Annotated in this window: 20 protein-coding genes; 4 read left to right on the top strand and 16 right to left on the bottom strand. The window is 62.5% G+C overall.

What is annotated here, in order from left to right:
• Positions 1-116 precede the first annotated feature (116 nt).
• The 7 genes from ASD01_RS23950 to ASD01_RS23920 form a co-directional block, all read right to left on the bottom strand.
• Complete coding sequence (locus ASD01_RS23950) at positions 117-686, bottom strand: CarD family transcriptional regulator (RefSeq protein ID WP_034802893.1); 570 nt, start codon at positions 684-686, stop codon at positions 117-119.
• Positions 687-1,097: 411 nt separating this feature from the next.
• Entirely contained in the window at positions 1,098-1,436 is a 339-nt protein-coding gene (fdxA, locus tag ASD01_RS23945; RefSeq protein ID WP_034802896.1) for a ferredoxin FdxA, read from the bottom strand.
• 270 nt (positions 1,437-1,706) lie between these two features.
• Positions 1,707-2,120, bottom strand: coding sequence for an RNA-binding S4 domain-containing protein (locus ASD01_RS23940; RefSeq protein WP_034802899.1), 414 nt, complete (start codon positions 2,118-2,120; stop codon positions 1,707-1,709).
• A gap of 8 nt (positions 2,121-2,128) precedes the next feature.
• Positions 2,129-5,194 carry a helicase-related protein gene (locus tag ASD01_RS23935; RefSeq protein WP_034803172.1) on the bottom strand — a complete coding sequence of 1,022 codons (3,066 nt, stop codon included), beginning with the start codon at positions 5,192-5,194 and terminating at the stop codon, positions 2,129-2,131.
• A 654-nt stretch (positions 5,195-5,848) separates the two neighbouring features.
• Complete coding sequence (gene phbB / locus ASD01_RS23930) at positions 5,849-6,574, bottom strand: beta-ketoacyl-ACP reductase (RefSeq protein WP_060644528.1); 726 nt, start codon at positions 6,572-6,574, stop codon at positions 5,849-5,851.
• A 17-nt stretch (positions 6,575-6,591) separates the two neighbouring features.
• Positions 6,592-6,951: a hypothetical protein gene (locus tag ASD01_RS23925; RefSeq protein ID WP_034802905.1), complete on the bottom strand. Its 360-nt coding sequence runs from the start codon at positions 6,949-6,951 to the stop codon at positions 6,592-6,594.
• Positions 6,952-6,964: 13 nt separating this feature from the next.
• Entirely contained in the window at positions 6,965-8,146 is a 1,182-nt protein-coding gene (locus ASD01_RS23920; protein WP_034802919.1) for an acetyl-CoA C-acetyltransferase, read from the bottom strand.
• A 223-nt stretch (positions 8,147-8,369) separates the two neighbouring features.
• On the opposite strand from ASD01_RS23920, the gene phaR reads away from it, so the two are divergent.
• Entirely contained in the window at positions 8,370-8,948 is a 579-nt protein-coding gene (gene phaR / locus ASD01_RS23915) for a polyhydroxyalkanoate synthesis repressor PhaR (protein WP_034802922.1), read from the top strand.
• 94 nt (positions 8,949-9,042) lie between these two features.
• Here the strand turns inward: phaR and ASD01_RS23910 are convergent, their stop codons facing one another.
• From ASD01_RS23910 to mtgA, 5 genes are all read right to left on the bottom strand, one after another.
• Positions 9,043-9,444: a membrane protein gene (locus ASD01_RS23910; protein ID WP_034802925.1), complete on the bottom strand. Its 402-nt coding sequence runs from the start codon at positions 9,442-9,444 to the stop codon at positions 9,043-9,045.
• Between the two features lie 157 nt (positions 9,445-9,601).
• Complete coding sequence (gene rpmF / locus ASD01_RS23905; RefSeq protein WP_034802928.1) at positions 9,602-9,787, bottom strand: 50S ribosomal protein L32; 186 nt, start codon at positions 9,785-9,787, stop codon at positions 9,602-9,604.
• 145 nt (positions 9,788-9,932) lie between these two features.
• On the bottom strand, positions 9,933-10,580 hold the full coding sequence (locus tag ASD01_RS23900; protein WP_034802931.1) for a glutathione S-transferase family protein: 648 nt from the start codon (positions 10,578-10,580) through the stop codon (positions 9,933-9,935).
• Positions 10,577-11,311 carry a DUF1868 domain-containing protein gene (locus ASD01_RS23895; protein WP_034802934.1) on the bottom strand — a complete coding sequence of 245 codons (735 nt, stop codon included), beginning with the start codon at positions 11,309-11,311 and terminating at the stop codon, positions 10,577-10,579. The genes ASD01_RS23900 and ASD01_RS23895 overlap by 4 nt, the downstream gene beginning before the upstream one ends.
• Before the next feature lie 102 nt (positions 11,312-11,413).
• Positions 11,414-12,187 carry a monofunctional biosynthetic peptidoglycan transglycosylase gene (gene mtgA / locus ASD01_RS23890; RefSeq protein WP_060529995.1) on the bottom strand — a complete coding sequence of 258 codons (774 nt, stop codon included), beginning with the start codon at positions 12,185-12,187 and terminating at the stop codon, positions 11,414-11,416.
• 145 nt (positions 12,188-12,332) lie between these two features.
• Here mtgA and ASD01_RS23885 point away from each other — a divergent pair, with 145 nt between their 5' ends.
• From ASD01_RS23885 to ASD01_RS23875, 3 genes are all read left to right on the top strand, one after another.
• A complete protein-coding gene (locus ASD01_RS23885) occupies positions 12,333-13,247 on the top strand; it encodes a polyprenyl synthetase family protein (RefSeq protein WP_034802940.1) in 915 nt (304 codons plus the stop codon).
• A gap of 4 nt (positions 13,248-13,251) precedes the next feature.
• Entirely contained in the window at positions 13,252-14,307 is a 1,056-nt protein-coding gene (gene hisC, locus ASD01_RS23880; RefSeq protein WP_034802942.1) for a histidinol-phosphate transaminase, read from the top strand.
• An 82-nt stretch (positions 14,308-14,389) separates the two neighbouring features.
• Positions 14,390-15,031 (top strand): LysE family translocator, encoded by a 642-nt coding sequence (locus tag ASD01_RS23875; RefSeq protein WP_034802945.1) that lies wholly within the window; start codon positions 14,390-14,392, stop codon positions 15,029-15,031.
• A gap of 28 nt (positions 15,032-15,059) precedes the next feature.
• Here ASD01_RS23875 and ispG read toward each other — a convergent pair whose 3' ends face one another.
• The 4 genes from ispG to ASD01_RS23855 form a co-directional block, all read right to left on the bottom strand.
• Complete coding sequence (gene ispG, locus ASD01_RS23870) at positions 15,060-16,313, bottom strand: flavodoxin-dependent (E)-4-hydroxy-3-methylbut-2-enyl-diphosphate synthase (RefSeq protein ID WP_034803175.1); 1,254 nt, start codon at positions 16,311-16,313, stop codon at positions 15,060-15,062.
• 163 nt (positions 16,314-16,476) lie between these two features.
• Positions 16,477-17,661, bottom strand: a complete 1,185-nt coding sequence (locus ASD01_RS23865; protein WP_034802948.1) for an MFS transporter — start codon at positions 17,659-17,661, stop codon at positions 16,477-16,479.
• Between the two features lie 29 nt (positions 17,662-17,690).
• Positions 17,691-18,077, bottom strand: a complete 387-nt coding sequence (locus ASD01_RS23860; protein ID WP_034802951.1) for a glyoxalase/bleomycin resistance/extradiol dioxygenase family protein — start codon at positions 18,075-18,077, stop codon at positions 17,691-17,693.
• On the bottom strand, positions 18,074-18,856 hold the full coding sequence (locus tag ASD01_RS23855) for a DeoR/GlpR family DNA-binding transcription regulator (RefSeq protein ID WP_090426332.1): 783 nt from the start codon (positions 18,854-18,856) through the stop codon (positions 18,074-18,076). The genes ASD01_RS23860 and ASD01_RS23855 overlap by 4 nt, the downstream gene beginning before the upstream one ends.
• Positions 18,857-19,060: the final 204 nt, after the last annotated feature.

The following is a 19,060-nucleotide window of genomic DNA, read 5'->3' as shown; positions in this document are numbered from 1 at the left end:
GGCGCGCTTCTGCCGGCCTTTATAAATGCGCCCGGACGGCAAAAGTTCCATGCGATCAAAGAAAAAGCCCGGCGCGATGGCCGGGCTTTTTGGTAGTCTCAGTGCAGTCAGACAGCTTATGCAGCTTCGTCCTGAGCGTCGTCTTCGTCGATCGCCTTGCCGCGCTTCGGACCCTTGCTGAGGTTGGCCTCGACGAGGCGAACAGCTTCGGTTTCCGACATCTTGTTGACGGCAGCGATTTCGCGCGCCATGCGGTCGAGGGCAGCTTCGTAGAGCTGGCGTTCGGAATAGGACTGTTCCGGCTGGTTTTCGGCGCGGTAGAGATCGCGCACGACTTCCGCGATGGAAATCAGGTCGCCGGAATTGATCTTGGCATCGTATTCCTGGGCGCGGCGCGACCACATGGTGCGCTTCACGCGAGCCTTGCCCTGCACAACCTTCAACGCGCGGTCGACGAAATCGGTTTCGGAGAGCTTGCGCATGCCGATGCTGACGGCCTTGGCCACTGGCACTTTCAGGCGCATCTTGTCCTTCTCGAAATCGATGACAAAAAGCTCAAGCTTCATGCCGGCGACTTCCTGCTCTTCGATCGCCACGATCTGGCCAACGCCGTGGGCCGGATAGACGATCGATTCACCGGTCTTGAAGCCCTGGCGTGTCGAAGATTTTTTCTGCTGGGTCGTCATTCGTTTCAAAAACTCCCTGTTTCGCGCCGGCCATTCTGGCCGGGGCCGGGTCAGTGAGGCCCGGGATAGACGGGGATACCGCCGGGTGGGTACATCCTGGTCCGTCCAAGGAATGCAAACAGCCTCATAAAATGCGGTCACAACAGAGCAACGCCATGTTGCGTACTAGGGAGAAACCGCGTTTTGGAGATCGTTTGCTTTCGTGATGGTTTTCGGGCGCGCAAAAACACCCTCTGTGGATCAGTAGAAGGAACCTATCACAAAAAAGTGCCGAAATCAATAATTTGCTGCATGGCAGCCATCAAGCCACCATTCTCGCAACTGCGAGCGCGGCTCGTGTTTTCCCCAGCTTTGCGCCCCGGCGGCAGCTTTGCTTCGTCAGCCTCGACGAACGGCGGCGACCGCTTCGTCTCAGTCGCCCTGGCCCGGCTCGGTCGAGAAGAACTTCTCGTACTTGCCTTCGACGCCGTCCATCTCCTTCGCTTCCGGCATCGGATCGCGCTTGACGGTGATGTTCGGCCACTTCGAAGCGAAATCCGCGTTCAGTTTCAGCCACATATCAAGACCCGGCTCGGTATCCGGCTTGATCGCCTCGGCAGGACATTCCGGCTCGCAAACGCCACAATCGATGCACTCGTCGGGATGAATGACGAGGAAATTCTCACCCTCGTAGAAGCAGTCCACGGGGCAGACTTCGACACAGTCCGTATACTTGCAGCGAATGCAATTGTCGGTCACGACATACGTCATGAGGTACTCCAGCCAATGCTCACGTTTGATGGCAGACGGCAATCAATGGTGATGCTCGTCGTCCGCGCATGCTAGGAATGTCCGGCGCGCATAGCTGCCGAAGCAAACCCGATGCACCCAACGTGGGTCTGTCAGGTAAAGGCTTTATGGACCCTTTGCAAGAATATTCAATGCGCGAAACGCCACGGCAAAGGCAGAGTTTTCTAAAGGCTGTCGCGCAAAAGCGCGTCGTGTTTTACAGCCAGCGGCGGGCAGGGTTGGCGGCGCCCATCAGTCCTCGCGCGGATCGAAATCGGGCTTTAGCCGATCGGTTTCCCGCCGCTCCTTCTTCGTCGGCCGGCCCGCTCCGCGCTCGCGCGTGGCAAGCTCGTAGGCCGACAACTTCTCCTTCGGCTGCTCTGGCGTCAGATCGTCGTAAAGCAGACGCGCTTCCTCATAGGGACCTCGCCGCTCACCCGGGCCCACGACCCGAACGATCAGACTGCGCCGGTCGAGCGCAAGTTCGAGCATATCACCCGTCTTCAATTGAAACGACGACTGCGTCACGCGCTCGTCGTTGACGGCGACACGGCCACCCTCGATCGCCTTTTGCGCAAGCGATCGGGATTTGATCAGCCGCGTGAAAAACAGCCACTTGTCGAGACGCTGGCGCGATGCCGGGTTGGACGCAGGCTGTTTTTCCATGGTCTACCTTACTTCTTCATCTGCTCCTTGAGAGCAGCAAGCTTGGCGAAGGGCGAATCCGGATCCACCGGCTTTTCGCGACGCGGCGGACGCGCCTCGAATTTGCCCTGACCCGGCTTGCCGCCGCGGTCGTGACGATCATGACGCTCGCCGCGATCCTGACGCGGGCCGCCTTCCGGCTTGCCACCGTCATGGCGCTTGCCACGCGCCTGCTGACCACCCTTGCGCCCGCCTTCACGTCCTTCGCCCTGGCCCTGGCCCTGGCCACGCCCGTGGCGCTGACCGCCGCGACGCTGGTCGCCCTCGTGGCGGCCACCGCCCTGGCGCTGGTTGTCCTGACGGGTGCCAGGACGCCAGAGCAGAACGGGCTTGGCTTCGACCGGCTCGCCGGTCTCCGTCACTTGGGTCTCGGTCACCTGAGCCTCAGCAGGCTGGGCCCCGTCGGCAGCGACGGCAACGTCAGCTTCGGCCTTTTCGGCCTCGGCAGCAGGTGCCTCGACGACTGCAGTCTCGGCTTCTGCCGCACTGTCGCCGGCATCGGCGTCATCAACCGCAGCGACCGGTTCGGAAGCGGCGGCAGCAGCCGCAGCACCACCATCCTGACCCATGAGGAAGGCCTGGGCCTCCTCGGCCTTGACGCTGTCTGCGCGGTAGCCGAGGCCCTTCAGGATCTCTTCCATGTCGTCGGGCGTTGCACCGAGGATCGAGAGCATGGAGGTGGTCGCTGTAAAGCGGCGACCGTCATAGGCGCCTTCCGGACGCGGCTGCGTGCCCGGCTTCCACTGAAGGAGCGGTCGAATAAGGTCAGCGAGGCGCTCGAGGATATCGATGCGCACCGCGCGCTTTCCGAGGAAGCGGAAACCGGCGAGCTTGTAGAAGGTCCGCTCGAAAGACGGATCGGTAACGACAGACGTACGGCCGGCGGCGAGCATCGGGATGAGGTCGCCATAGCCGGGCTTGTCGAGGCCGTCGTTCTTCAACGCCCAGAGGAGCGTGATAAGTTCGGCCGGCGCCGGCTTCAGGAGCGCCGGCAGGAAGATGTGGTAGGCGCCGAAGCGAACGCCGTACTTGCGGATCGAAGCGCGACCGTCCTGGTCGAGCGACTTGACGTCGTCTGCGACATCGCGGCGGAACAGTACGCCGAGGTTTTCGACGAGCTGGAAGGCGAGGCCCTTGGCGAGACCTTCGAGATCTTCAGCGCGCGAAATATCGTCGAGCGGCTTCAAGACCGTTCCGATGTGATGGTTCACGAAACGCTCGATGCGCGCCAGAACGTGCTCGCGGGCGTTCGCCTGCAGCTGATCGTCGGCCAGCAGGATGACGCGCGGGCGCATGACGTGGTCGCTTGCCGTCAGACGGGCGACGGGATCGCCGAGCCAGCGCACAAGACCATCCGACGAAAGCGCCAGGTCGTTGTTGCCGGAAGCATGCAGCCGCGCGGCGCGTGCCTCAAACTCGAGCGCCAGCGCCTTCTGGGCAGCACCCTGCACAGCCTTGGCATCCGGGCCATCGCCGCCGGTCGCCAGCGTAAACCGGAAACCGGTTAGTTGTCCTACGTGATGACCTTCAACGAAGACATCACCATTCACACTGATTTCAGCTTCCAGCATAGCATTCTCTCTCAGGCGCTTCATGAGCACAGATGTCCTGCGATCAACAAAGCGTTTCGTCAACCGTTCATGTAGTGCGTCGGATAATCGATCTTCAATTTCCCGCGTCTTTTCTTGCCAGTGTGTCGGATCGGCCAGCCATCCTGGCCGGTTCGACACATAAGTCCATGTCCTGATCTGCGCGATTCGCGCCGAAAGTGTGTCGATCTCACCGTCCGTATGATCGGCCCGCCTGACCTGCTCGGCCATGAAATCTTCGTTTACGGTACCGCGGCGGACAAGATCCGCGTAGATCGTCGAGATCAAGTCGGCATGTTGAGCCGGTGTAATGCGCCGATAGTCCGGCAGCGCGCAGGCTTCCCACAGTTTTTCCACCCGCTCGGCATTGGTCGTGATGTCGACGACCTCAGGGTAGCGGGCCAAATGCTCGAACGCCTGCTGGTCTACCGCAGGTAGCGCCCGGGCAAGGCCGGGAACCGTCGGCGCGGCCTCAAGACTCTTCTTCAGAGCGGCAATCGAAGCGTAGTCGAACGCCTTCGAGCGCCACTGTAGTACCTTCACCGGATCGAACTCATGCGCCTCGATACGGTGGACCAGCTCGTTGTCGAAGGGATCGACGCGGCCGGTCACACCGAACGTACCGTCACGCAAGTGCCGGCCGGCGCGGCCGGCGATCTGCGCGAGTTCGGCCGGGTTGAGATTGCGGAACTGATAGCCGTCGAACTTGCGGTCCTGCGCGAAGGCGACATGGTCGACGTCGAGATTGAGGCCCATGCCGATCGCGTCGGTCGCGACCAGATATTCGACGTCACCTTCCTGGTAGAGCGCCACCTGCGCATTGCGCGTGCGCGGCGACAGCGCGCCGAGCACGACGGCGGCACCGCCGCGCTGGCGGCGGATCAGCTCGGCGATCGCATAGACCTCGTCGGCAGAGAAGGCGACGATTGCCGTGCGGTGCGGCAGGCGGGTGATCTTCTTCGAACCCGCATAGAGCAATTGCGACATGCGCGGCCGCTCGACGACGGTGATGCCGGGCAGCAACTGCTCGAGGATCGGCCGCATCGTTCCGGCACCGAGCAGCAGCGTCTCGCCGCGACCCCGCAGGTGCAGGATCCGGTCGGTGAAGATATGGCCGCGCTCGAGATCTCCGGCAAGCTGCACTTCATCGATCGCGACGAAGGACGCCGTCGTCTCGCGCGGCATGGCCTCGACGGTGCAGACCGAATAGCGCGCGCGATGCGGGGTGATCTTTTCCTCGCCGGTGATCAGCGCGACATTGTGGTGGCCGACCCTTTCGACCAGGCGCGTATAGACCTCGCGCGCGAGAAGCCGCAGCGGCAGGCCGATGACGCCGCTGTCGTGCGCAATCATGCGCTCGATCGCGTAGTGCGTCTTGCCGGTATTGGTAGGCCCGAGCACCGCGGTGACACCGCGGCCGCTCAGGATCATGGGGTGAACGGACACGTCATCGATCCCGGGCATTCAGAAATTACGGCAGCGTCTTTTCACGCTGGCGGCAAACACATGCCCACGCACCGAGCCAAACGCAAGGGGCGCCGACAACTAAAACCTATCGCTTGGCATCTCTTAGCCCATTGCACCACCTGTTGTGGTCGGCGCAATCGACAATTGGAACAGCCGTGGAACGAATCGGCGACGAATCGACGACTCATTGTGATTCACTGTATGTTCACGACTACATATAGATTTCAACGCCGAACGTTGCACCACATGCTGAATCTGGAGCTGATTCCGCGCATCAGGCCCTTTGGCGCGCAACAATCCCGGCTCTGCCATTGCCTGACAGGTCCAAGGATTCCGAATCCAAGACTCTGGAAAGCCTGGAAAATTTTTCACGAAATTCGTCAGGGATTCACCCAAGTGAGAGAATGAGAATCGCAGTTTAGAGTCGCGACCAGTGCGGGAACATTCGGCAGCGACTCGCAGACCGCGCGTCATTCCACCTTTGTTCTCCACAAGATATAGTGTCTACGCCCCACTCCGGCAACGGAACTGCCAGCGCAACTTCAGGATTTCGAGCAGGATTTTCAGCGCTGCCGCCGCATGGAAACGGCGCCTCGAAAGGCGCCGTCCGGTAATGTTCGGCTTGTCTGATGCTCAGACGAAAAACTGTCCGCCGTTCGCCGAAATCGTCGAGCCGGTGATGAAGCCGGCATCGTCGGAGGCGAGGAACACCACGCAGCGGGCGATTTCTTCCGGTTCGCCGAGGCGGCCGACCGGGATCTGCGGGATGATGCGCTCGTTGAGCACCTTCTCCGGCACCGCCCGCACCATCTCCGTGCCGATATAGCCGGGGCAGATCGCGTTCACGGTAATGCCCTTGGCAGCCCCTTCCTGGGCGAGCGCCTTGGTGAAGCCGAGATCGCCGGCCTTGGCCGCCGAATAGTTGGCCTGACCCACCTGGCCCTTCTGGCCGTTGATCGACGAGATGTTGATGACGCGACCGAAGCCACGGTCGCGCATGGCCGACCAGAGCGGATGCGTCATGTTGAAGAGACCGGTGAGGTTGGTGCCGATCACCTCACCCCATTGCTCCGGCGTCATCTTGTGAAACATGGCATCTCGGGTGATGCCGGCATTGTTGACGAGCACATCGACCGGACCGAGATCGGCCTCGACCTTGGCGATGCCCTCGGCACAGGCCTGATAGTTGGAAACGTCCCATTTGTAGACCGGGATGCCGGTTTCCTGCTTGAAGGCCTGAGCCTTCTCGTCATTGCCGGCATAGTTGGCAGCCACCTTGTAGCCGGCATTCTTGAGTGCGATGGAAATTGCCGCACCAATGCCGCGCGACCCACCCGTGACCAATGCTACCCTGCTCATATGCGCCTCCCACTTGATCAGTTCAGTTTTTCGAATGCCTTCTGCATCAGCTTTTCGCCGACCTGTTGCCCGTAGAGCCCGGCGGCCGCTTGAAACTGCGGCGTAGCCAGCGCGGACAGAGCCACCTCGCACTTCTCCAGCGCGAGACCCATCATCACCGCGGAGAGCTGCTCCAGCGACACCTTCAATGCGCCGCCGTCATCGTTCAAGGCCGCGACCATCACGTCCTTGAAAACGCTCTCCTCGTCGGAAGTCGTATGTTCCAGCATGCACTCTACCAGCCGCGCCTCGTTAAGAGGCGCGGGATTGGCATGTGCAGAAACGATCGGCGAACCGGCCAGAAGCAGGGAAAATGGAACCCACCTGGCGCTGTTCATGCCGCCAGACCGATCAGAACCGCTCGACGCACATGGCGACGCCCATGCCGCCGCCGATGCAGAGGGTTGCAAGCCCCTTGGAAACGCCGCGGCGCTTCATTTCGAAAAGCAGCGTGTTGAGCACGCGGGCGCCGGAAGCGCCGATCGGGTGACCGATGGCGATCGCGCCGCCATTGACGTTGACGATCGACGGATCCCAGCCGAGGTCTTTGTTGACCGCGCAGGCCTGGGCAGCGAAGGCTTCGTTGGCTTCCACCAGTTCGACATCGCCGATCGCCCAGCCGGCCCTTGCCAACGCCTTGCGCGACGCCGGGATCGGGCCGGTGCCCATGACCTGCGGATCGACGCCGGCGGTTGCCCAGGAAACGATACGGGCGAGCGGCTGGATGCCGCGCTTGGAGGCCTGTGCCTCGGTCATCAGCAGGGTGGCTGCGGCGCCGTCATTGAGGCCGGAAGCGTTGCCGGCGGTGACCGTGCCTTCCTTGTCGAAGGCGGGGCGCAGCTTCGTCATCTGGTCGAGCGTTGCGCCATGGCGGATATATTCGTCCTGGTCGACGGTGACGTCGCCCTTGCGACCCTTGACGATGAAGGGAATGATCTCGTCGGCAAAGCGCCCGGCCTTCTGGGCCGCTTCGGCCTTGTTTTGCGAGGCGAGTGCGAACGCATCCTGCTCCTCGCGGCTGAGTTGCCACTGGCGAGCGACGTTCTCGGCGGTGATGCCCATGTGATAACCGTAGAAGGCGTCGGTCAGGCCGTCCTTGATCATCGTGTCGATCATCTTGAAGTCGCCCATCTTCACGCCGCCGCGAAGATGCGAGCAATGCGGCGCCATCGACATGGACTCCATGCCGCCGGCGACGATGATCTCAGCATCACCGGTTGCAATCTGCTGCATGCCGAGCGCGACGGCGCGCAGGCCCGAGCCGCAGAGCTGGTTCATGCCCCAGGCGGTCTTTTCCTGAGGAACGCCCGCCTTCATCGCCGCCTGGCGCGCCGGGTTCTGGCCTTCGCCGGCCTGCAGCACCTGGCCGAGGATCACCTCGTCGACCTCGGCAGCCTCGACGCCTGCCCGCTCGAGCACGCCCTTGATGACGGCAGCGCCAAGTTCGTGCGCCGGCGTATTGCCAAAGGCACCGTTGAAGGAACCGACCGCGGTGCGGCCGGCGCTGGCGATCACGATGGAGGGATTGCTCATGGGACGTTTCCTCAGATCTTCTTGCCTAATGCAGGCAGACTGGCAAAGCGCGCGACGCAAGTCAAACGCCTTGATGCAGTGCCACAAAAGCGTCACCTAAAACGCAACCGCAAGATTTTGCACTTGCGTCGCCGCAACGCACAAAGACATTGTCAGCGGCGCGCTTTTGCGGATACTCTGAAAAACGCAATAAAGACGGGATGATGGGGGAGAGGAGACCCTGATGGCGAAGCACGAAGGCCAGATCGTTATCAAAAAATATGCGAACCGGCGGCTCTACAACACCGGGACCAGCACCTATGTCACGCTCGACGACCTGGCTGTGATGGTGAAGAAGGGTGAGGACTTCATCGTTCAGGATGCAAAATCCGGCGAGGACATCACCCATTCCGTGCTGACGCAGATCATCTTCGAGCAGGAGTCCAAGACCGGCAACACGCTGCTGCCGATCTCCTTCCTGCGCCAGCTGATCTCGTTCTACGGCGACCAGATGCAGATGGTGGTGCCGAGCTATCTCGAACACTCGATGCAGGCTTTCACCGAGCAGCAGTCGCAGATGCGCGAGCAGATCAACAAGGCCTTCGGCGACACGCCGCTCGGCAAAAACCTGCAGGTTCCGCTGCAACTTGTCGAAGAGCAGGTGCGTCGCAACACCGAGATGTTCCATCAGGCCATGCAGATGTTTTCACCCTTCATCACCGCGCCGCCCGTGAAGGAAACGAAGAAGGCCGAAGCCAAGGATATCGACGAGCTGAAGGAGCAGCTTCGCGCGCTCCAGACCAAGCTCGACAATCTCGGCTAAGCAGGACCACCAGGCAGGAAAACGGTTCCTGCCTTCACCTCACCTGAACAGAGATCGCGGAAATCGGGGCGGCGTCGCCCCGAACCGTCTGGACCTAGAGGCCGATCGACACGTCCCGGCCGGCCGAGCGCATCGACACGGCAAAGCCGGCGATAACATCGATGAAGCTGATGGTCATCAGGATGAAGAAGAGCTGCGTTGCCGCCGGTGCGAGCAGCAGAAATTCGATCAAAAAGACGATGAACAGGATCATCGAGAGCAGATGATCCATCAGTGCGCGGCTGCTCGTGCGCGTCGCTTTCAGCAATTCGACGAAGAGCAGCAGCAGGGCGCCGACGATCAGAAGGTCGCCGAAGCGCATCGTCCAGGTCGCGCCTGATAGCATGGAGAGCGACACCATGTCGGCGTTCAGGCCGGCGAGGCCGCCGAACATTCCGATCATCGCGAGATTGTAGATTGCAAAAGGCAGGATCAGCAGCGGTATGGCAGCAAGCATCAGAACTCCTTGACCGCGTTTATGGTGGACCATGTTTATGCGGCGTCGTCACGCAAGGCGCCAGCGATACCACGGCGTCCAAGCAAGATCATGTCAGATGCAAAACAAAAGGGCCGGCAGAGCCAGCCCTTTGAACCTAATCCGCGAACGGAAACGCTTATGCGCTTTCCTTCGGGGTCAGAACCTGACGGCCACGGTACATGCCGGTCTTCAGGTCGATGTGGTGCGGGCGACGCAGTTCGCCGGAGTTCTTGTCTTCGACGTAGGTCGGGGTCTTCAGAGCGTCAGCCGAACGGCGCATGCCACGCTTGGACGGGCTCGTTTTTCTTTTAGGTACAGCCATTTCATTCTCCACTTATCGGGCAAACACTGTTCAGCAGCCGAAATGGCCGTGTAAAACAGATGTTAATCACGGAAATTTGGCGCGCTTATACATGGACAACTGCCGTTTGACCAGTCCCCACGGGCAATTTTTCGACTCGACCTTTTCAGACCTCGTCTTCGGCGACGACCCACGGCTCTGCGCGGGCGGCCTCCTCCCATTTCAGGAACGCCGGATGTGCCTTCACGCGGTTCATGTAGCCGAGCGTTTCTCGATCCGCAACGAGATCGTAGACGTCGAAGCGGTTAACCACAGGCGCGTACATCGCATCGGCCGCGCTGAAGGACCCGAAGAGGAACGGGCCACCGGAACGCGCAAGCGCCTCCGTCCAGATCTGCTCGATACGTGCCACGTCCGCGCGGACGTCCGCGCCAACGTCCAGCGCCTGCTTTGGCCGACGGATGTTCATCGGGCAGGCACCACGCAGAGCGCGAAAACCGGACAGCATCTCCATCGAATAGCTGCGCGCCCGGGCGCGCGCCTGAGGGTCGGCCGGCCACAGCCCGGCGTCGGGAAAGAGTTCGGCGACATATTCGATGATCGCCAGCGATTCCCAGATAAGCAGGTCCCCGTGGCGCAGCAGCGGCACCTTTCCGGTCGGCGAGATCGCCCGGATCTCCGGATTGCCGGCGGCGAAATCGAACGGAATGACCACGTCCGAGAAATCGATGCCGACTGCCGTCATCGCGATCCATGGCCGCATCGACCAGGACGAATAGTTCTTGTTGCCGACATAGAGTGTAAGTCCGGTCATTTCTGTTCCTTGATTGCTGGTCTCTCCGAGAAAACGATCAGTTCCTCGAAATGGTTCATGTCCTCGAACGAGCAGAAGGCCGGCGGATCGAGCGCGATCACCGGCGCCTGCTCGCGCAGAAAAGCGAGCTGCTCGTCCAGCATCGCCTGCCAGCGCGGCAGCGCCGCATCGTCGAGCCAGTCGACGGGGTAGGCATAGGTGATGTGGAATTGGTAGTCGTCATGATCCGGATGTCGATAGCCGAAGGCTTCCGCGAAAGCGTCGCGCCAGGCCTTGAGACAGGCGCGGTCGGCGGCACCGTCGCCTTCGAGTGCAAGGCCCGTCGGCGTGATCCCGGTCACGCGGGCGCGGAACTGCTCCAGCGGCGCAAAATGCGCAAGCCGTTCGCGGTAGTACGCCGTCATCACCTCGATCGGCGTATCGAGCGGCATGCCAGCCGGCCAGTAAGGGAGCTTCCGGCGGTGTTCGATGATGCCCTGGAAGATCGTCATGTGCAGGCTGGACGGTTGGGTAAAGGCGAACTGCCGCGCCTCGGGCATCGCCATCAACCGGTCGCGCACCGCAAGCACGGCGGCCTCGGACGGCGATCCGGCGGCAACGTGAGACACGACCGTGTTGCCCGGTTCCAGCAGGAAGAGGCCTTGGGTGTTGTAGCGCGTGCCGAGATGTCTCGGCGGGGCATCGTTGGCGCTGCGGCCAAGGGCGAGAAGCGAGGGGGAAATCAGGGTCATGGAGCAATCGGGCCTTTCGAAGGGAGAGAGGCCCAGATGGCAGAACTCTACAACGCGAGCATGACATCGCCCGACGAGCCCATCCAATGAAAAGGTCTGATCCTAATTATAAAGGCAGGTGATGTAACCGCCGGAGCGGCTGGCGCGGCGCTCGATCAGGTTCGCCAGACGCTTGAGACCGCGGCCTGGTTTTCCGGCGTTGCGCTCCTTCGGATTGGGCAGCGACACCGCAAGCAGCGCCGCCTGCCGGCGCGAGAGCTTCGACGCTGAAACCCCGAAATGATGGCGGGCGGCCGCCTCGATACCATAGATCCCGTCGCCCCATTCGGCGATATTCAGATAGATCTCCATCATCCGCCGCTTGCTCCACACGAAGTCGGCGGCGACCGCCAGCGGCAGTTCCATGCCCTTGCGCAGGAAGGAACGACCGTTCCAGAGATAGAGGTTCTTGACCGTCTGCATCGGAATGGTGCTCGCGCCGCGGGTGGATTCCCCTTCGAGCGCATCCTCGACCACGCCCCGCATCTGGCCCCAGTCGACGCCGTCATGGGCGCAAAACTGCCCGTCCTCCGACATCATCACCGACTGCACGAGAACCGGGGCGATATCATCGAACTCGACCCATTGCCGATCGTAGCCGCGCAGCAGCACGAGATCGCGCAGCATGAGCGTCGAGACGGGATGGATGAACTCCACCAGGTAGAGAACGATCAGCGCGTAGGGAAGGACGAGAAAGCCCAGGACAGCCAGGACGATCTGGCGGCGACGCGTGCGCAACGTCCGGCGAAGCGAAGACCAGCGACTGGAAGGCAATTCGCCCTCCTCGCGCGCTTCCGGAACGACGTTCGCGGCCTGACTGTTCACCTCGCTGTCCATCCGCTTCTCTTAGTGCATGCGCAGGCAGAGTTGAACGGGCTTTCTGGCAAAAGGCAAGGCGCGGAGAAGGCTGTCCCAGGGAAAGCGCGCGGCTGCGACACGAATCCCCGTTGAAAGCCCTCTTCGCCCATGTCAAAGAGCGCGCATGAGCCAGGACACATCGCCTTTTACCCGTCGCCTCGCCACCAATGCCCGCACCGTCGAGGGTCTGCTGGAACGTCTGCTCGGCCAGACGACGGAAGCCGACGAAATCGCCCGGCCGGCAAACCTGCTCGCGGCCATGCGCCACGGCGTGCTGAACGGGGGCAAGCGTCTGCGCCCCTTCCTGGTGATCGAATGCGCCGATCTGCTCGGCGGCAATCGCGATGCGGCCTTGCGCGTCGGCGCGGCACTCGAATGCGTGCATTGCTATTCGCTGGTCCATGACGACCTGCCGGCGATGGACGACGACGACATGCGCCGCGGCCAGCCGACCGTGCACAGGGCCTTCGATGAGGCGACGGCGATTCTTGCCGGCGACAGCCTGCTGACCTTTGCCTTCGATATCATCGCAGCACCCGAGACAGCGCTTTCGGATGCGCAGAAGGTGGAACTGATCCTGGCGCTCGGACGCGCCGCCGGCCACGGCGGCATGGCCGGCGGACAAGCGCTCGACCTGGCCGCGGAAAAGTCGCCACCGGACGAGGCCGGGATCGTCACGCTGCAGGCGATGAAGACAGGTGCCCTGATCCGCTTTGCCTGCGAGGCTGGCGCCATCGTCGCCGGCGCCGCGAAGGAGGACCGCGCGCGGCTTCGCGCCTTCGGCGAAAAGATCGGCCTTGCCTTCCAGCTTGCCGACGACCTGCTCGACCTTACCGCGGATGCTGAGACCATGGGCAAGGCAACCGGCAAGGACGCCGCCCGTGGCAAGGGCACGCTGGTCGCGCTCAACGGCCAGACCTGGGCGGAAGACCGGCTGGAGCAACTGGTCGCCGAAGCAGAAGCGCTGCTTGCGCCCTATGGAGTGCGCTCGGCCATTCTCGTCGAAGCCGCCCGTTTCATCGCCAATCGCAGGAGCTAGATCCATGAGCAAATACTGGTCGCCGATCGTCTCCAAGCTGAAGCCCTACGTGCCTGGCGAACAGCCGCGCATCGCCAACCTGGTGAAGCTCAACACCAACGAATGCCCCTACGGTCCGTCTGAGAAGGTGCTCGACGCGATCGCCGCGGCAGCGAGCAGCGATCTTCGCCTTTATCCGGACCCGCTGGCGCTGAAGCTGCGCCAGGCCATCGCCGTACGCTATGGCGTGACCGCCGAAGAAGTCTTCGTCGGCAACGGCTCGGACGAGGTGCTGGCGCACATCTTCGCCGGCTTGCTGAAGCACGACGCGCCGCTGCTCTATCCGGATATCTCCTACAGCTTCTATTCGACCTATGCGCGGCTCTTCGAGATCGACACGGTCGAGATCCCGCTCAGCGATCGCTTCGAGATCGATCTCGCCGACTACGACCGGCCCTGCGGCGCGATCATCCTGCCGAACCCGAATGCCCCGACCGGCATCGCTTTGCCGCTCGCCGACATCGAGCGGCTGGTCGCAAGCCATCCGGACCAGCCCGTCGTCATCGACGAGGCCTATGTCGATTTCGGCGGCCAGTCGGCCGCAGAACTGGTTTCGAAATACGAGAACCTCTTGGTCGTCCAGACCTTCTCCAAGTCGCGCGCACTTGCGGGCTTGCGCGTCGGCTTCGCCATTGGCCAGCGCCCGCTGATCGAGGCGCTGGAGCGGGTGAAGGACAGCTTCAACTCCTATCCGCTCGGCCGTCCGGCCCAGGCCGGCGCCATCGCCGCGATCGAGGATGAAGCCTGGTTCGAGGACACTCGCGCCAAGATCATCGCGTCGCGCGACCGGCTCACGGCCGAACTGACAGCGCGCGGCTTCGAGGTGCTGCCTTCGTCGGCAAACTTCGTTTTCGCACGGCATCCCGGCCATAGAGGAGAAACGCTGATGAAGGCGCTCCGCGAGCGCGCCGTGCTGGTGCGCCATTTCGCCAAGCCGCGCATCTCCGATTTCCTGCGCATCACCATCGGCACCGATGCCGAATGCGCGCGCCTGATCGAGGCGCTAGACGAGATCCTCTAAGTTGTCTCGGTGACATTTTCGCCGTTTCAAACAAGCGATGGACTGATCTAGCCTCCGGCGACCGAGCCGGAGCTTGTCTTACATGTTCGACCTGACGCCCTATCTGCCGCAGCTTCTCATTGCCTGGACCGCCTATCTGATCGCGACCGCATCGCCGGGGCCGGCGATCCTGGCGATCATCACCACCTCGGTCAGCCAGGGACGAAAGGCGGGCCTGGCGCTTGCCCTTGGCGTTCTGACGGGAAGTTACACCTGGGCAATGCTGACGGCCTCCGGTCTCTCGGCGCTGATCCGCGCCTATGGCCACGCGATCATCGTCTTGAAGATCGCCGGCGCCTGCTATCTCTTCTGGCTCGCCTATAACGCGCTACGCGCTGCCATGCGCAGCGACAAGAGCGCGATCGTGCCGACGGCAAAGGTGCAGACCTCGCTGAAGCGGCTCTATCTCAAGGGGCTCGGCATCCACCTGACGAACCCCAAGGCGATCTTCTCCTGGATCATGCTGGTGTCACTCGGCATGCCCGCGGGCGCGCCGGTCGGCGTTACCGCCACTTTTATCGGCGGCTGCATGGTCTTGGGTCTGATGACCTTCTGCGGCTTTGCGATCGTCTTCTCGCTCACGCCGGTACACCGCGCCTATCTGAAGTCCAGGCGGCTGATCGAAAGCCTGATGGCCGGTTTCTTCGCCTTTGCCGGCTTCAAGCTGCTGACATCACGGCTCTGAGGCCACAGCGTAGACAAAGCGCGGCTGCTTACTCAGCGGCCGCCTGACCGCGGCCGTAGCGCTTCTCGATATAATCGGAAACCAGCGTCTCGAAGTCGCCGGCAATGTTGGGGCCGCGCAGCGTCATTGCCTTCTCCCCGTCGATGAATACGGGGGCGGCCGGCATTTCGCCGGTGCCGGGCAAAGAGATGCCGATGTCGGCATGTTTGCTTTCGCCCGGGCCGTTGACGATGCAGCCCATGACCGCGACCTTCAGGCCCTCGACGCCGGGATACTTCTCGCGCCAGACCGGCATGTTGCGGCGGATGTCGTCCTGGATCTTCTGGGCGAGTTCCTGGAACACCGTGGACGTGGTGCGTCCGCAGCCGGGACAGGCGGCAACAACAGGGATGAACTGACGGAAACCCATGACCTGCAGCAATTCCTGCGCCACCTGCACCTCGCGGGTGCGGTCGCCGCCGGGCTCAGGCGTCAGCGAAATGCGGATCGTATCGCCGATGCCCTGCTGCATGAGGATGCCGAGCGAAGCGGACGAGGCGACGATGCCCTTCGTGCCCATGCCGGCCTCGGTGAGGCCGAGATGCAGTGCGTGGTCCGAGCGGGCCGACAACATGGCATAGACGGCGATCAGGTCCTGAACGCCGGAAACCTTGGCCGAAAGGATGATGCGGTTGCGCGGCAGACCGATCTCTTCGGCGAGTTCCGCCGAGAGCAGCGCCGACTGCACGATCGTCTCGCGCGTCACCTCTTGCGCCGTCAGCGGAAAACCGTTCGCCTTGTTCTCGTCCATCAGCCGCGTCAGCAGTTCCTGGTCGAGCGAACCCCAGTTGACACCGATGCGCACCGGCTTGTCGTAGCGGATCGCCATCTCGACGATCTCGGCGAACTGCTTGTCCTTCTTGTCCTTGAACCCGACATTGCCCGGATTGATGCGATACTTCGCAAGCGCCTCGGCGCAGGCCGGATGATCGGCAAGCAGCTTGTGGCCGATATAGTGGAAGTCGCCGACGAGCGGCACGTCAAGACCAAGGCGCTCGAGCCGCTCGCGGATCTTCGGCACCGCCGCCGCACTCTCGTCGCGGTCGACGGTGATGCGCACCAGTTCCGAACCGGCCTTGTGCAGCGCGGCCACCTGGGCCACGGTCCCATCGATATCGGCCGTATCGGTGTTGGTCATCGACTGGACCACGACCGGTGCGCCGCCCCCGACGATGACGCCGCCGACATCGACGGCGACGGAGGCGCGGCGGGGCTGCGGATCGAAATCGAAGGCGGAAGACATGAAGGCCTCTTCGTGGGTCACTGAGCCGGGCGAGGATGCGGGCAGAACCCGCATGGACTTTCCTCAACTCGCCCTGGCCATTTGCCCATCAGGTGGATGAGGAAAGCCTGATTGTCAACGGCGACATCATGCCCTGACGGCGATTTGATGGCGCCGTTCCGTCTCAGTGCCCCTTAGCGTGATCCGCATGGATCGCATGGTGCGACAAGAGAAGCACGACGATGAAGAGCAGCGGCACCGAGGCGAAGATGATGGCAAAGCCCGTATGCTCGGCAACGAAGCCGATCAGCGACGGTGCGAACAGCATGCCGGAATAGCCCATGAAGGTCGCGACCGAGAGCCCGATGCCCGGCTGCAGGCCCGGCATGTTGCCGGCGGCCGAGAACGCGATCGGCACCATGTTGGAGATGCCGATGCCGGCGATCGCAAAACCGAGGATGGCGATATAGGCATTGGGCGCCGTGCCCGCGACGATCATGCCGACGAGTGCCGTGACGGTGCAGATGCGGAGCGTCCGTTTGGCGCCGAAGCGATCCCGCACGAAATCGCCGGCAAAACGCATGGTCGCCATGGTGGCGGAGAAGGCGGCAAAGCCGAAGCCGGAAAGCTCAACGGAGGCGCCAAGCTCGTTGCGCAGATAAAGCGCACCCCAGTCGAGCACTGTGCCCTCAGGCACCATCGAGAACAGCGCCATGATGCCGATCAGCCAGGGGAGCGGCGTCATCGGCAGGCGCAGCTTTTCCTTGGCTGCGCCTGGATGCGGCTTGTCAGCCAGGATCATCGGCCAAGCGGCGACGATCAGTACCAGGCAGATCGCAGTGACGACAAGGACATGCGGCAGCACACCGAAGCGGGCCATGAGGAAACCGCCGATACCGGCACCGATCAGGCCGCCGAGGCTCCAATAGGCATGGCAGGACGACATGATCGCACGGCGCATGGATTTCTCGACCTCGACCGCATTGGCGTTCATCGCGACGTCCATCGCGCCGGCAAAACCGCCAAGCAGGAACATGGCGACAGCCGCCGTCCAGACATCGGGGACAAGCGTCAGAAGCAGAAGCAACGGCGACAGGATGATGGCGGTGACCTTGACCACCTTCTGCGACCCCACACGGGCGATGTAGCCGCCGGCAATCGGCATGAGCACCAGCGAGCCAATACCGAACATCAGGATCAACAGGCCGAGCACGCTTTCGCTGATGCCGAGCCGGTCCTTGAATTCCGGGATCTTCGGCGCCCAACTGCCGATGACGAAGCCGTTCAATAGGAAGAGCAGCGAAACCGCCAGCCGGTTGCGGGTCATGTAGCCCTGGCGGACGGTCGCGGAAGGAGAACGTTGGTCCATGGTCTTGCCTCTGTGCCGGGTCGCCCGGCTCAAATTGTGATTTCGATCAGATTTCCATCGGGGTCGCGAACAACAGCCTCATAGAAGCCATCGCCGGTCCATCGCGGTTTTGCGACCAGAATGCCCTTAGCCTCGGCGCGCGCGGCCATCGCCTCGACCGCCTGCTCGCTGCCGAGCGACAGCGCCACATGGGCAAGGCCGGTACGTTCTTCAGCCGGATCGGCCGGCCCAACCCAGGGGCCTTCCATGATCTCGAATGCCGGCCCGTCGCCAAGCGTCAGGAACCGCGAGCGAAAGCCCGGCCGCCGTCGGCTTTCATAGATCTCGCCGACTTCGGCGCCGAAGAAGGACGACCAGAAGCTGGCAATCGCCTCGAGGTCCCGCGTCCAGAGCGCCACATGCGTGATCGTCGTCATTCCGTCTCTCCCGCCATCAGGACCTCTGCCCTTGTCGCCTCGAAGGCCGACCGATGCTCGGCCGACGCATCCGCCTCGAGCAGCAGCGTCACCTTGTCATTGATATCGACAACCCCGTGCGCGGCGGCCGTACCGAGCTTGTCGCTGGTGACGGCGACAACCAGGCGCCGGCTGCGCAGCGCAATGAGCCGTTTGAATTCCGCATCCTCGAAATAGATCGCCGTCAGGCCCGCAGCGGCATCGGCGCCGCAGGTGCCAAGGAAGCAGAGATCGGGCCGCAGCAGTTCCGCGTCGCGCTGCGCCCGCGCACTGATCGCCGCACCGACGGCACGGTTGAGCGGGCCGCCGAGCAGGATCAGATCGACGCCCGGCTTCTCCATGAGCGCGACGGCAATCAGCGGTGTGTTGGTGACGACGGTGACCGGCAGCTCCGGCTCGATCAGTTGCGCGATCGCAAGATTGGTCGAGCCGGCATCGAGGAACACGGTCATATCAGGCTTGATCAGGCCGACCGCCGTGCGCGCCAGCGCCGCCTTGCGTTCCGGCGCCATCGCCACCCGTTCTCGCAATGTGCTGTGGGCCGCCGGCGCGACCGGAAGTGCGCCACCATAGACGCGCTCGCACAGTCCTGCCGCCGCCATTTCCCGGAGATCGCGGCGGATCGTGTCTTCGGAAACGCTGAGCTCGGCCGCAAGATCAGCAGCCAGCACCCGGCCATTGGCCTTCAACCGCTCCTGGATCAGCGTCTTTCGCTCACGAAGAAGGAGTTCCCCTGACATTTTCACCAACCGTGCATAAACGTGCATGAATCGCCATAAATGCGCATAGCAACTTTTGAAACCGTTTTCAAGCCGGCGCGGCGCCCAAATCGGAGGGGCGCGCGAATTTCGACAAACCGTGGCTTTTGCGCGCAATCGGGGTCAATTCGAGGAAAATTCTTCATCAAAACGCTCAGGAATTGGTGTTTTATACGCTCAGATCGC

It is taken from the genome of Ensifer sp. Root423 (genome assembly GCF_001426275.1).
GTDB classification, from domain to species: domain Bacteria; phylum Pseudomonadota; class Alphaproteobacteria; order Rhizobiales; family Rhizobiaceae; genus Ensifer; species Ensifer adhaerens.
The sequence above is the reverse complement of the archived record's forward strand: the minus strand, read 5'-3'. Positions and strand labels throughout refer to the sequence as shown.